Below are 14,065 nucleotides of genomic sequence, written 5' to 3'. Positions count from 1 at the left end.
AGAGCTTGAGCAAGCGGCACTGCGCTGGTTAGATTTCACCCTACAACGATTCACAGAAAGCGGCCTTGCCGGGCTAAATGCCTATTCTGGAATATCTAAGCAATATGAACAGGATACTGGGTTTCTTACCGGTTATGCTGGTATCGGTTTGGCTTTAATTACCGCTACCACAGGCAATGCTGACTGGGCTGATAGCCTGCTATTGACGTAAAGGATTACCGATGACCAAGCCCTTAGCTAAAAATGAAAGTTTTTTTGTGATCCGAGCACCACGCTTGCCCCTTGAAGAGCTCAGCAAGATTTCAAATGATCGTGATGAAATGCGAGTACAGCTTAACACTTGGCTAGATATGCCTGGCATACAAGAAGCCTTGTATTTAGCCAGCCCAGCCTTAATCGATAGTCTACCGCAATGGCGAGAAAAGCCGGATAGCAAACAAGCAAAGAAAACAGAACAATCGCTAATAAAATACTTGATCCGCATGAGTTCTCGCCCAACGCCTTTTGGACTATTCTCAGGCGTCGCGCTGGGCAAGGTAACCCAAGATAGCCGCATCGTAACTGAGCACTACCTGCAAGATAGCCGCAAGACACGGCTGGATATGTTTTATCTTGGTGCCTTAAAATCAAAAGTAGCCTCGCTAGCAATACGTGATGATGCGATGCGCTACTCCCCCAATAGCTCACACTACTTCGTCGCAGAGCAGTGCCGCTATATCGAATCTTATCAATCTAACGATATTCAACAGTACCGCCTATCCGCGATAACAACAGACGAATACTTCTTGACCGCACTAAGACTGTCGACCCAGGGCATTAGCTTTTCGTCATTAGTCGAGCAGTTTCAATTGGCTCACCCGGCCGCGACAACAGTGGAGATTGAGCCGTACGTGGAGCAATTAATTACTGAGTCGATATTAGTGCCCAAGTTACCACTGCCACTCACCGGCGATTCGCCGGATAGCAGCCTTATGGATACCTTTAATGCGATTGAAAAGCCTGAATATGCCGATCAACTAGCCACTGGACTGTTTCATCTACAGGGTTTTGACCAAAAATCGACGGTATCGATAAAGGTATACCAAGCAGTGACCCGCTCTTTGAGTAACGAATTAGTCAAGCCTGACGAAGGAAAGTTGTTTCAGACTGACATAATGCGCCAATTCAGTTCATGTGAACTGTCACAAGCGGAGATTGATACGCTAGCGGAACATTTAAATTTGCTGCATAAGAGCCACCAGCGACCCTACTCACCATTTACGGACTTCATTCAGAAATTCAATCAACGCTTTGAAGGTCAATTTGTACCGCTGGATCTGCTACTCGACGAAGAGTCAGGTATAGGTTTCTCAGCTGAAACCGGTTACGAAGCGCCTTTAATTGCCGGAATAAACCTGGGTAGACAGAATAATCGCAGCCAAACAGAGGCCGCTAGCACGCTATTGGAGCTGGAGATAGAGCGCGCATATTCAGCACCGAATATGAGTACGATAGACACACTATCTATATCTGCGACTAATCTAACAAAGCAAATAAAGACGCTTAAAGAAGATGGGAGTTTGCCCGCATCATTCGCGGCGATGGTCAGTGGCTTTTACGATCAAAACGGTAAAATACTACTAAAATATAACGGTTGCTACGGGCCATCGGCAGCAAATCTATTAGGGCGTTTTTGTCATCTAGATGACACGTTGAAGACTAAAGTGATAGTGCATTTAAAGCAGGAAGAGCGCCACAGCCCAGAGGTGATATTCGCCGAAATAGCTCATGTACCAGAGGGACGCCCTGGTAATGTCATCGCCAGGCCTCATCTACGTGACTATGAAATCACCTTTATGGCGGATTCATCGCTTGATGAGAATAAGCAAATAACATTATCTGATCTGTATGTCTGGGTCGAAAATGACGAAGTTAAGCTATGGTCCAAAAAATTAAATAAACAAGTGGTGCCAAGGCTCTCATGTGCACATAACTATTCCGATAGAAGTCTTAGTGCCTATAAATTCTTGTCTATGTTGCAAAACCAGTCTATGTCCTTGCCCCGGTTTTCGAAGCCCACCAGTCTCGATAATGCAGTATTTTGTCCCCGTATAATGCTAGATAATCTTATTTTGGCCGAAAAATCATGGCAAATACCACGAGAAGATTTAGAGAAGTTATATCAAGCCGAGCAGATCAACGATAGACAATGGAGCAAGCTGCAACAGAAGTATAGGCTAGAAAACTGGGTATTATTCGCGGTTAGCGACCACGTACTACAACTGGATCTAACCAACCCCGCCATGCTGGCTATCTTACTGTCTGAATCTAAGGGCTTAAAGCACATTCCACTAAAAGAGGTCCTCAGCCAAACGCTGACACCTGTGGTCAGTAATGCACAAGGTCAACACTATAATAGCGAAATTATTATCCCCTTTTTCAATGAGCAAGCGACTAAGCTAACCTGTCTTCACGAAAATCCGCTAAAAAATATTGAAGCAAAAAATATTACTCGTCGATTCGCACCCGGCTCAGAGTGGCTTAGTCTGAAAATATACTCGGGCAATACCACAGTGGAAAACCTGCTTAGCGAACAGCTATTACCACTGATTGAGCAGCATGCAGAACTGTTCAATAAATGGTTCTTTATCCGTTATGGTGATCCCGACTGGCATATCAGGCTCAGATTCCAAGGCTCTCCAGAAAAGCTTTACGGGCAACTGCTGCCCCTATTAAATAGTGTGTTTGAACCTATGCTGGCTACAAATCAACTACATAGAGTTGAAGTGTCGACCTATGAGCGTGAAGTTGAGCGTTATGGCGGTCCAGATGCTATGGAGCTAGTCGAAGCGCTTTTCATGGCTGATAGCCAACTCATTGCGGCAATGTTGCAGCAAATTGATGAGCACGGCGAAGACATGCGCTGGCGACTCGCGACGCTCAGCTGCAATAAGTTATTCAATATATTTGACTACAGTGACGATGATACTTTGAGTCTACTAACGCGATTACGCACAGGCTTTGGCTCCGAGTTCAATGAAAGCGCTATGCTGAGAAAACAACTGGGAAACCGCTTTAGAGAGAAGCAACAACAGCTTGAAGATGACATGGCCAAACTGGGTAACTCGTTAGCGGTAGCTGAAACAGCACTGTCGCCAAGTCAGCTTGAGCTGCACAAGATATTACAACAGTGGCAAGTAATCGCTGACCCCATTATTGCAAATATTAAGCTGCTACAAAAAGAGAGTAGGCTTACTTGCAGTTTCGACACCTTGATCAACTCGCTACTGCATATGCACAACAACCGAGTATTTAAGGCCTACAATAGGGAGCAGGAGTTGGTCGTCCATGATTTCACTCGACGCTTCTATTTCTCAAAAATTCAAAGAAATAAAAACAATCACTAGCTAGTCAGTGGCCAGCAGAGTATCGATACATGCTGCTGGCCTTGCTCGATACTAGCCCTCTGACGACGGACGTTTATTGACCGCTAGCGCGTACTCGTCTGCCAAGCTTAAAATATTTCATTTTGCATATATTTTCCTAATCAGCTGTTTCACTGTAATTTTTTTGTCATCTTAGTGACATATTCTAAGCCCATCTTTTTGATCTGGGTCAACGGAATGAAAATCTCAACTCTATCGCTTTCTGCATCAGCAGTGTTGCTGCTCATTGCCGCTTTATTGGCTGCTGTCGTGTTCTGGAGCAGTGAAGAGCGGCAATTTATAGAGCAACAAACCTCACAGCTACAACAGATCCAAAAAATATTTTTAGTAGAGATAAGACGCGAGCTTGATAGCTATCTTAGCCGTGGTGATGCCAGCAAACTTGAGCAAGCTAAACTCAACTTAGCCGAAATTCAGACGCTAATTAGCCAGCAACAGAGCATAGAAGTTTTACCGCTACAAGATTCAATTAGAAACTTTGTAACCGCCCTCGACAATGACTATCGCGCGGCGGGGAAGCTTGCTGGTAACCCACGACAACTGCTGTCCCATGCTGAATCAGAAATGCTCGACCACAATCGTCGTCTGGCTGATTACGCGCTCCAAGGCATGGGGCAGCAACCACAACTTGCCAATAAATACTTAGCGTTAACCAGAGAACTGCCCCCGATAGTCTATGACTTGTCTCAAGTCACTGACGGATATTTGATAGGCAAAGAGCAGCGGCTTAAATCGATATTAGACAGTCTGATTAGTGAGCTAATCCTTTGGCATGACAAGCTCGACATGCTGCCGCTTATCGGTATATATGCAACAGTGGAAGTTGACGAGTTTGCCCTCGGAGATGAAGAAGGAGAAGAGATAGAGATCGGCGACAGCGCCCGTAGTGAGCTATTAAGCCTCAGTAATCGCTATAATAAAGAGGTCAATAATACCCATTCACTATTGATTGAAAACCAACGAACCCAACAAGCGATGACCCAAGATATAGCGACTATTGAGCAGCTGTTACTCGCACTCGGTTTGGAACAAGAGCAGCACAATCAACAGCTAAAGCAGCAACTCAGTATCGCGATATATACTATGGTGTCGGTACTTATTCTGTTTTCTATCAGTTACTTAATACTGCAACAACGACGGGTAATTAAACCGCTCAAACATCTCAACCGCGCATTCCACAAGTTAAGTGAATCCAATAGCCGAGAGCGGCTGTCGATTCAGCGTCGCTGTGAAACAGGCCAAATCGCTGGCCATTTCAACCAGCTGTTACAACGTTTCGAAACAGAGGATGAACTACAACGTGAGCAGATAACCCATGTATCTCAGTCGTTAAGTTCGCTTGTCGAGCGTATTTCACATCTTTCAACCAGTGCTCAGCAAACGCAAAACATTGTCCTCACCGCCCAGGTCCAAACTGAGCAGATCCGCGCCCTAGCCCAAGATGTTTGCCAAACATCAGAGCAAGTAGAGCAAAGCGCGCAACAGACCATGCAGCAGATGCAGCTCAGCCAGCAAGAAGCCCAAGCGGTGCTTGATGCAACGGAAGAATCACAAGTGGCAGTCACTCACTGCCATCAATCACTTTCGAGCCTGACAACATCAGTTTCTGATGTTTCGAGGATCATTGATGCTATTAGCAATATTGCTGAACAAACTAACTTATTAGCGCTTAATGCGGCCATCGAAGCGGCAAGAGCTGGTGAGCAAGGCCGTGGCTTTGCGGTGGTGGCTGACGAGGTTAGAAGCCTATCCCAACGCACTCAAGTCTCACTAAAAGAGATCTTGCAGATCCTCAATCAACTCACCCAAGCCAATACCGATCTCGATGCACGAGTACATGGTATTGGAGAGGTTACCCAGGTGCAAAAGCAGCGCGCCCAAAGCTTATGGCAAGTTGCTCAGAGCGTACAATCTCAAGCCCGTGAGATGGCTAATACTGCTAAACAAGGCGCCAATAGCACTTTAGAGCAAGTGAGCCATCTGGACGATTTTGTTAGCGCGATGAATAGCCTTAAAGACCATGCTCAAGCTGCCTCACTGCAAAGCGATGAGATAGCAAAAGAGGTTGAACTGAGTGTAGAAAACATCGAAGTTAGTCTCGGAATTAAAACAGTAGTTTAAAAAATATATTTGCCCAGCTGATTTCTTTGTAACCTTTCTGTCAAAACCCAGCTAAAATGACAGTACTTTCAACAGCATTATGCTGGATTTAAACCAAGGGAATAGGGATACAATGAACAACCTCCTCTTAAGCGCGGTTATCGCGACAAGCTTTTTATCAGGTCAGGTTAGCGCGGCAGAGTCTGACTCCCCTTTCGCAATATCTATTGTATCAGGCATGGAAACCTATGAAGACTCCCCAGATAGTTCATTATCAAAAGGCGTCGGACTATCACTGATTTGGGATGATCTTCGCTATGATCAAACTTATAAATTAGATAAAAACTACTTTAGAGTACGGGGCACTTACTACTACGAAAGTAATTCAGAAAACTACGATGAAGACCGATATCGCGACTCGATGGACATGAAGTTTCACTATCAACGCCCATTTATGAACATCAACGATAACGCTAACCACACCTTAAGCTTTTTTGGCCACTACGAAGGTCACTACAACAGCCAGCAACTTGAAGAGTTTGAACAGCTTGCCGTTGTTGGGCTTGGATTGAACAATCGCTATGGCGAGGTCAATCACTATGACTTGGGCCTCACCCTTGGTGTTGCTTATAGCGAAGAGGAGAAAGATGACGATTGGCCACGGGAATATAAAGGCATCACTGAAGATGAGCTAAACCGCAGAGGTTTTGGTTACTATTTCTCTTGGACCAACCGATACACCTTTGGCCATACAGGGGTGCAACTCGCTTTCGACTACAATCGCTACGATGGGCTTTGGAACTATCAAGATGGCAAATCATACAAGTTTAATCGCATTAACATGAGTGTGGTTGTGCCGCTCGCTAATAACAATAACTTGCTGCATTTTATCTCGCAATATATTGATCGAAAATCTGAACAAGACCTGATTGGTTTTGATGATGTGCTTTATCGTGTTGCCGTTGAATACGTGCACTACTTTTAAAATATGTAAGTAAGCTGCAAATCAATAAATCAAATAAAAAAGGAGCTATTAAGCTCCTTTTTTAATTAAGCTATGTCACTTAAAGTGTCGCTAAAACGGCTTCAGCAGTGCTGACCTCAAATGACTGTGGCGCCTCAACATTTAATCTGGTCACTACGCCATTATCAACCACCATGGCGTAGCGCTGTGAACGTACACCGCCAAAGCCAGCAGTATCCATCTCCAGCCCCAGTGCTTTGGTAAAGCTGGCATCGCCGTCGGCTAACATGGTTAGTTCAGATGCATTTTGCCCAGCGCCCCATGCCTTCATCACAAACGCATCATTAACTGAAACACAGGCGATAATGTCTACGCCTTTAGCTTTAAATTCATCTGCCATCACCACAAAACCGGGTAAATGCGCTTCAGAGCAGGTCGGCGTAAATGCACCTGGTACGGCAAAAAGTACCACTTTTTTATTAGCAAATAGCTCGGCAACATTGTGGGTCTGCATGCCATCAGTCGTTAGCTCTGACAGAGTACCGGCAGGTAAAACTTGTCCTTGTTCAATCATGGGTGGTTCCTTTCAATTTAAAAACAGCGACTGTTAACTATAGCCATCTTACCTGAAGATGCAGGATTCAGTAGGAATGTAATAGGCTGCACGGAGATTAAGACACCAAGCTAACCAGTCGACAAAGGGTTGCTGTGAGTGTGGTTAGCGATGACTCTTCGTTTGCAGCTGTCGATAGGATTGATGTTCGATATCTGCGGAAGTTAAACCAAACTCTGCCGCTAAGGCCACCAGCTCTTGACGATAATCCTCTAAATGGGCTTCGTCATCGGTCATAATCGCAAACTCTGCAAAATCTCCAAGCCCTTCAAGATGATCAACCGTAATATGAAACTTACCAACAAAGTAGATGCTACGGGTCTTTTTCAGCTCGAGTACCACCTCATAGCCCATGGTTTTAAGCATGCTTCTAGCGCTAACCGCATCAGTTATATTAGTCGCTTCACAACGATCAGCCTGCGGCCCTTTGACTATCCACAGCTTAATACCTGAGGGCTCCATCTCACGGATGCATACGCTTTTACCTTGTGCCAGCAGCGTATCTTGCTGATCAAAATAGCTGTCAGACTCAAGATTATCTAGCAGCATCACTTCATGTTCAATTGTCGATTTAAGTGTGGCTAAAAAAGCAGACTTCGACGCCAAACGGTATTTTAATTCAACTTCAAACTTACCTTCAAAATGCGCGTGGCTCATGAGTTATACAATCTCTAATTGCAGGCAAATTAGCCTTGGTCGCAGCGAGTGTATGCCAAAGGTTTGATGATTGAAAATAGTTCCACTACACATCATGCTTCGTATCAACAAATAAGGTGACTTTACCTAGTGTAGCGCCAGTACACGTTTCAACCCCACTCTATTGCTGCACATACTCAGCGATGATCTGTCCCAGTAAACTAATTCCCTTTTCCATGTCGTCATTCCATGGCAAGGCGTAGGTGATGCGGAAATAGTTATCGTAACGGTTATCGAGGGTAAACATGGCCCCAGGCGCAATAGACAATTTATTCTCAATCACTTTATGCCACAACGCTTGGCTGCTTAAATGAGTTGGCAGCTGAAACCAAATACAGGGGCCGCCACTAGGCTGACTAAGATAAAACTGGGGTGCGCTAATGGCAGCCAGGTGCGGTCTAAGCAGTGCCATTGTTGCACTATAGTTCTGCTGTATTTGAGTTCGAAGTGCAGTGAGATGTTTGTCATAGCGGCCAGAATCCATCATCTGTTGCAGCATGTGTTGCAGTACGATGCTTGGCTCTTCGGCGACAGTTTGCTTGGCGAATTGACACTCATCAAAGCTATTCACACACAGTAAGTAGCCCAAACTGATGGTCGGTGAAATGGTATCGTAAAAATCGACAATACAGATCACTCGGCATGATGACTGCGCAGTCACCAAGCTTGCGATTGTCGCTGGGCGTTCACTGCCAAAATAGAGCTCACCACGATCATACTCAATTAAGGTCACATTACGTATTTCAGCCCACTCAATAAGTTGTAGCTTTTCAGCGTTGCTAAGGACCCTACCGGTGGGATCGGCAAAGTTGGGGTTAACCAAGTAGGTGGTAAAAGACTGCGACTCGTATGCTGAACTCAGCAATGTTAGCTCATTTTGATAGTCGGCCTGCATCGGTATTTCAACCACATCGGCATTGAACTGTTTCAACATCGTTTGGAAGTAAAACGACATCGGCGACTCGACAGCAATCGGCTGTTGCAAGGCTTTGGCGGCAATAAGCGCTAACAATAAGCCCTCTTGTCGTCCATTGGTCACCAGGACTTGCTGGTAATTAAACCCTTGCTGACTGCGCAATAGATGCTGACAAATGGCTTGCCTAAACTCTGCAACACCTTCAATTGGGTCTTGCATCCATAGTTTATAGGGCCGTTTAGCCAACGCTTTTTTGTGCAGCTGATTAAGTAATGCTTCGGGATCTATAACGGTGCTGGGGGCGGTACACGACAGCGGTAAAATATCATCGTCATTGAAGGAGTACTGCACCGCTCTATCCAGAGTTAATCCGGCAACGACTCTATTGATTTGGCGACCATAATTGGGTGGTTTGGCATTGACTTTAGAGACCACAAAATAGCCGCGTTTGGGCTTAGCAAGCACCCAACCTAAACGCTCTAATTGATGATAGGCCTGCATTACCGTAGAGACACCCAACTGTTTCTGTTGAGCCAATGCACGTACCGACACCAGCTTGCCCGTCAAACGGCCTTGCTCGATGGCTGCAATGATCTCATCGACAATTTTTCGGTATTTAAACGCTGCCATTGATAGCTCACTATCTGTATTGGGTTTTATTGGTGTTAACTGTATCTGTTTTGTATTTCAATCTCTATGTAAAGTAAAAACCAATACAGAATAGAGGACAAATAATATGAAAATCATTACTGAAACGGCACGTTTAATCATTCGCGAATTCAATCGTGATGATGCCCAAGCGGTTTACCACTTCAACGCTCCTGAAGCCGTTAACCGCTACACTGGTGACGCCGGCTTGTGTGAAAGTGTGGCCGATGCCGCTGGGATCATCGACAACATCTGGCTTAAAGAATATGCAGAGTTTGGCTTTGCCCGCTGGGCGGTAGTGCTTAAAGAGACTGGAGCTGTCATCGGTTTTTGTGGTTTTAAGAATGAAAGCCGTATTGATGCGGTCGATATCGGTTACCGCTTTCACCCCGACTATTGGGGTAAAGGTTTTGCGACTGAATCAAACCGAGCTTGTATGGAATACGCTCGCGCCCATATGGATTTAGACACAGTGTATGGCGAAGTGATGCCAGAAAATACCGGCTCAAGCCAGGTACTCAAAAAGCTAGGGATGCAGTTTGTAAAACAGTACCAAGATGAGGGGTACACTATCGACAGCTATGTCATTCACCTAAAGTCGGCAGATACCCAAGGATAAGTACGCATAAACACGATAACTTACTACTGTGCACACTAAAAAGGGATAGCTCGCTATCCCTTTTTAGGTTTCATTTTGACTAGCCTAATTGTCCTGCCACCAGTAACTCCCGCGTCTCTGGGATCTCATTGTAAGACAACACGTGCAGCCCTCGCGCAAATGCTAACGCATAACGGGCTAAAATTGGCCGCAACTGAGGAGAGACTAATAATAGCGGACTATGACCATGCTCCTTTGCCTGCGCTAACAACTGCGGCATACGTTGCTGCAGTTGCGCCAACAACTGCGGTTCAACCGGAAAACTATCCAATGAGCCTTTGCCCTGCTGCTGTGATTGGTTGAGCGCCGACATCAAGGTTTGCTCGAGTTCAGGGGCTAATGTCATCACATTAAGTTTAGGCTCAGTGCCCACGATGGAGTTCAATATGGTATTACGTAAGGCACAACGTACATCCGCGGCGAGCAACACAGGATCTTTACTGTTTTCACTGCAATCGAGTAGCGTTGTGGCAATGGTGCGAATATCTTTGAGAGATACCTGCTCTTTAAGTAGCAAGCGGTAAACCTTTAGCTGCAATATTGGCGTTAGCGCATTATTGAGCGACTCCGCCAATTTAGGGCTTTGCTTGGCTAAACGATCACTCAACAACAGGACATCATCATGCTGCAACATATCTGGCAGCGATTCACGGATCAACTTGCTCACATGAGTGGCAATAATCGTCGCATTATCAACGACTGAGTAACCGAGGTTCAACGCTTTAGCTTTGTTAGTTTGCTCTATCCAAGTGGCGTCCATCTGGTAGGCGGGCTCTTTCGTGAGCACCCCGTCTATATCACCAAATACTGGGCCACTCTTAATCGCCATCAAGCGGTCAGGATCGAGCTCGGCAGTAACAACGGGATTGCCCATTAAACTAATTTGGTAAGCATTAGGCGCTAACGATAAATTGTCGCGCACCCGCACTTCCGCGAGTAAAAATCCTGCTTGCTCAGAGAGGGTACGACGGATCCCGGTAAGCCGCTTTTGCAACTCTGCACCCTTGCTGCGCTCAACCAGATGCACTAAACGATAACCTAAACGTACTTCAACCAGATCGGTATAGGGTAGAGCATCCCAACTAGGGGCTGACGGTTCGCTTAAATTGGTCTCCCGCAACTGCTCGACTTTAGATTCAGCAATCTCAGGCTGCCTTTGCCCCTGCTTCCAAGCAACAAAACCAAGCAACGCCGCAAAAGTCAGGAATACAAAGGTTGGCATGCCCGGCACGATACCAAGGATAAACATCACTATCGCAGCGGTGACCAAGGTTTTAGGGTTGGCCAATAACTGCTGCCGCAACTGCTCTGGCATCTCTTCAGCATCAGACACTCGCGTCACAATAATAGCGGCGGCCGTCGAAAGTAATAATGACGGAATTTGTGCGACCAAACCATCACCAATGGTTAACAAGGCATAGGTCTTAAATGCTTCTCCAGCACTTAAGTCATGCATGAAGATCCCGATGGCCAAACCGCCCAACATGTTAATGGTGAGGATCATAATACTGGCAATCGCATCACCGCGAACAAACTTAGACGCACCGTCCATCGAGCCATAAAAATCGGCTTCCCGTGCCACCTCTTGACGCCTATCTCTAGCTTGCTCTTGGCTCAAAACCCCTGCATTAAGATCGGCATCAATCGCCATCTGCTTGCCGGGTAAAGCATCTAAGGTAAAGCGTGCCGATACTTCGGAGATCCGTTCGCCACCTTTGGTGATCACCACAAAGTTAACGATCATTAGAATAAGGAAAATAACTGCACCAACAACATAATTGCCGCCAATCACCACCTCACCAAATGCTTGGATCACTTTACCAGCGGCATCGCCACCTTCATGCCCCTCAATCAATACCACTCGAGTCGAGGCGACGTTCAATGTGAGTCGTAGTAAGGTAGCTAGCAGCAGTACTGTTGGAAATACCGAAAACTCTAACGGGCGCCGAATTGACACCCCAACAAGTAACACCATCACCGCCAGGACAATGTTAAAGGTAAAAAAGATATCCAGTAGCCAAGGCGGTAACGGCAAGATAACCATTGCCAACACTGCAAGTAGCATTATTGGAATACCGATATAACTTGGACTACCGGCAAAAGTACGCGAAAACCAGTTCATTAAATTACCTTTAGTCATGTTGTAAGGTTTTGGGGATAAAAAAGTGTGGCAGAGGATCAGGCTTGGCCTGTTGACCTTGACGCGCAGCCTGCAGCTGCATCACATAAGTAAGTACGTGAGCGATAGCAACAAACAACCCTGCAGGGATCTGTTGATCGATTTGTGTTGAGTAGTAAATTGCTCGCGTTAACGGTGGCAATTCCACCACCTCCACATCGTGTCGCTTGGCAATATCACGCATATAGAGTGCCAGCTCGTCGGTTCCTTTTGCCACCACGTAGGGCGCATCGGCCTTGGTTAATTCATATTTTAGTGCCACGGCATAATGGTTAGGGTTAACCAGTAAAACATCGGCTTTAGGAATGGAAATATCGGCCCTTGAGCGACTAATACGTTGCTGCATTTGACGTATTTTGGCTTTGATCTCAGGCTTACCGTCTTGCTGTTTATGCTCATCCTTTACCTCTTGCAAAGACATTTTAAGCTCTTTGTGGTGGTGCCAATATTGGTAGGGCACATCGATAAAAGTGATAACCAATAGGCCTAATCCCAGATAGAACATGGCTAAACTCAACATATCGATGCCTCGCATCACCGCTTCATCAATAGGTAGTTGACTGACAGCCATTAAGCTCTGGAAGTTTTTCTCCAAAAACAGCAGCATGATGCTTATTAACAGCACGATTTTAAGGATCGACTTCACTAGCTCGACCAAGGACTTAACCGATGCAATGCGGCCTAAACCCGCAATAGGATCGATACGGCTATATTTGAAACTCGCATTTTTCAAGCTAAAAATCGGGCCACCCGGCATTGCACCTGCAATCATAGCTATGATGGCCACCATTAAAAATAGTGGCCCCAGAATATTGAGGATCTCCAGTAATGAGTGCGCTAAATGCCTGGTCATCATTCCCGGCTCATCTAACTGCGCCTTGGTAAATGACATGTTGAGTCGGGTCAACTCGGCCACCTTTGCCGCAATCCAGTCCGCGGTCGTGGTCAGTAATAATGAGCAACCAATAATCAACGCCGAAGAGGCCAAGTCCTTGGAGCGAGGTACCTGCCCTTCATCGCGGGCTTTTTTAAGTTTTTGCGGGGTGGCTTTTTCAGTTTTACTCTGGCCGGTATCTTTACCACTCATGGAGAACCGCCAATAAACTGATACATGGAAGACAAGGCGTCTAAACACAAATCGCTATAACGGTTAGGCAAACCACTGAAAGAGAAGAACACACAGAGCAACCCCATGAGCATCGACATAGGAAAACCAAGTGCAAATACGTTTAACGAGGGAGCCGCTCGGCTTAACACGCCAAAAGTGATGTTAACCACTAACATGGCCAAAATAGCCGGTAACGCCAGCATAAATGCGGCGGCAAACAGCCAGGAAAAGCGCCCAACTAAGCCCATTAACGGCAAATCAAACACACTACTGCCAATGGGCCATAATCGAAAGCTATCAACCACCACACCAATGGCGACTAGGTGACCATCTAATGCCAAAAATAATAGGGTGCCATACAGTAACAGCCACAGGCCGATAATAGGATTACTGCCGCCGCTGGAAGGGTCGTTCATTACCGCCATCGATAAGCCCATCTGCATCGACATCATAGCGCCAAGTAGCGTCATAACATGGATCATAATCGACAAAAATAGCGCTAACATAAACCCAATAAGCAGCTGTTCAAGGGCTAGGACTAATGCCAGCAAGGAGAGTACATCCACCTGTGGCACAGGCGGCAATATGGGTGCGATCAGGGCTGAAATGCTAAATGCCAGTAGCACTCGAACGGTGACCGGAATAAAGTTACTGCCCAAGAAAGGCATCACCATAAACGCGCCCATAATGCGACAAAATGGCCACCAGAATGTGCCGATAAACGCGCTAATTTGAACCGAGGTAAGCGATAACATGCT

General features: G+C 46.0%; 10 protein-coding genes and 1 pseudogene. 5 read left to right on the top strand and 6 right to left on the bottom strand.

Going from position 1 to position 14,065, the window contains the following annotated elements:
- The 4 genes and pseudogenes from L2755_RS14955 to L2755_RS14940 all read left to right on the top strand — a co-directional run.
- A pseudogene (locus L2755_RS14955) lies at positions 1-211 on the top strand (lantibiotic biosynthesis protein); the annotation flags it as partial.
- A 10-nt stretch (positions 212-221) separates the two neighbouring features.
- Positions 222-3,386, top strand: coding sequence for a lantibiotic dehydratase (locus L2755_RS14950; RefSeq protein WP_248981486.1), 3,165 nt, complete (start codon positions 222-224; stop codon positions 3,384-3,386).
- Positions 3,387-3,602: 216 nt separating this feature from the next.
- Complete coding sequence (locus L2755_RS14945) at positions 3,603-5,546, top strand: methyl-accepting chemotaxis protein (protein ID WP_248981485.1); 1,944 nt, start codon at positions 3,603-3,605, stop codon at positions 5,544-5,546.
- Between the two features lie 112 nt (positions 5,547-5,658).
- Positions 5,659-6,510, top strand: a complete 852-nt coding sequence (locus L2755_RS14940; RefSeq protein ID WP_248981484.1) for a hypothetical protein — start codon at positions 5,659-5,661, stop codon at positions 6,508-6,510.
- Positions 6,511-6,589: 79 nt separating this feature from the next.
- Here the strand turns inward: L2755_RS14940 and L2755_RS14935 are convergent, their stop codons facing one another.
- The 3 genes from L2755_RS14935 to L2755_RS14925 all read right to left on the bottom strand — a co-directional run bounded on the left by L2755_RS14935 (position 6,590) and on the right by L2755_RS14925 (position 9,344).
- A complete protein-coding gene (locus L2755_RS14935; protein ID WP_248981483.1) occupies positions 6,590-7,063 on the bottom strand; it encodes a peroxiredoxin in 474 nt (157 codons plus the stop codon).
- Positions 7,064-7,207: 144 nt separating this feature from the next.
- Positions 7,208-7,759, bottom strand: coding sequence for a class IV adenylate cyclase (cyaB, locus tag L2755_RS14930; protein ID WP_248981482.1), 552 nt, complete (start codon positions 7,757-7,759; stop codon positions 7,208-7,210).
- A 160-nt stretch (positions 7,760-7,919) separates the two neighbouring features.
- Positions 7,920-9,344, bottom strand: coding sequence for an aminotransferase-like domain-containing protein (locus tag L2755_RS14925; protein WP_248981481.1), 1,425 nt, complete (start codon positions 9,342-9,344; stop codon positions 7,920-7,922).
- 106 nt (positions 9,345-9,450) lie between these two features.
- Here L2755_RS14925 and L2755_RS14920 point away from each other — a divergent pair, with 106 nt between their 5' ends.
- On the top strand, positions 9,451-9,981 hold the full coding sequence (locus tag L2755_RS14920; protein ID WP_248981480.1) for a GNAT family N-acetyltransferase: 531 nt from the start codon (positions 9,451-9,453) through the stop codon (positions 9,979-9,981).
- 79 nt (positions 9,982-10,060) lie between these two features.
- Here L2755_RS14920 and flhA read toward each other — a convergent pair whose 3' ends face one another.
- From flhA to fliR, 3 genes are read right to left on the bottom strand one after another with little or no spacing between them, the layout of a single operon-like run.
- The gene (flhA, locus tag L2755_RS14915; RefSeq protein WP_248981479.1) at positions 10,061-12,142 is read right to left on the bottom strand and encodes a flagellar biosynthesis protein FlhA; all 2,082 of its coding nucleotides are present in this window, start codon (positions 12,140-12,142) and stop codon (positions 10,061-10,063) included.
- A 10-nt stretch (positions 12,143-12,152) separates the two neighbouring features.
- Positions 12,153-13,286 (bottom strand): flagellar biosynthesis protein FlhB, encoded by a 1,134-nt coding sequence (gene flhB / locus L2755_RS14910; RefSeq protein WP_248981478.1) that lies wholly within the window; start codon positions 13,284-13,286, stop codon positions 12,153-12,155.
- Entirely contained in the window at positions 13,283-14,062 is a 780-nt protein-coding gene (fliR, locus tag L2755_RS14905) for a flagellar biosynthetic protein FliR (RefSeq protein WP_283102843.1), read from the bottom strand. Before fliR ends, flhB begins: the two co-directional genes overlap by 4 nt.
- Between the last annotated feature and the right edge of the window lie 3 nt (positions 14,063-14,065).

The organism is Shewanella abyssi, from assembly GCF_023284025.1.
Classification (GTDB): Bacteria; Pseudomonadota; Gammaproteobacteria; order Enterobacterales; family Shewanellaceae; genus Shewanella; species Shewanella abyssi.
The sequence above is the reverse complement of the archived record's forward strand: the minus strand, read 5'-3'. Positions and strand labels throughout refer to the sequence as shown.